Source organism: Rahnella perminowiae (genome assembly GCF_019049755.1).
Classification (GTDB): domain Bacteria; phylum Pseudomonadota; class Gammaproteobacteria; order Enterobacterales; family Enterobacteriaceae; genus Rahnella; species Rahnella perminowiae.
This window is the reverse complement of the sequence record NZ_JAFMOS010000027.1, coordinates 1-362: the sequence shown is the minus strand read 5'-3', so window position 1 is coordinate 362 and position 362 is coordinate 1. Positions and strand designations below refer to the sequence as shown.

Annotated in this window: 1 protein-coding gene; it reads right to left on the bottom strand. The window is 51.4% G+C overall.

Annotated elements, in window-relative coordinates; translation table 11 throughout:
* On the bottom strand, positions 1-342 hold a 342-nt coding region (locus J1785_RS00120), incomplete at its 3' end, for a T6SS immunity protein Tli3 family protein (RefSeq protein WP_420803814.1).
* Positions 343-362: the final 20 nt, after the last annotated feature.

Here is a 362-nt window from a genome sequence, read left to right as displayed (position 1 = left end):
AGGGGGGGCGTTATCCCCATTAGGCTCATTTGGGCCAGGAGACATCCGTCCACCGCCGCTCTCCCAGGTTTGCCCATAGTCTTTCGACACTGTAAAGCCACTTATCCCTGCTCCCCACCAGGGGATAACAATATAACGTTCAGAGGGATGGACATATTTATGGGTAAAAATACGATAAAACTGGCTGGCCACTTCCGAGCGTATCCCTAATTTGGTATCGATGTACCAAAGTTCGCCTTCGCAATTCCAGCCTTTAAGTTCCAGATACCTGTGATCGTCAAAGCGATAAACCACCTGCGCCGGAGGCTCTTTTGCCTGCGCTGCGCCCACCACCAGCGTCATCAATAATCTCGCAAAACCAG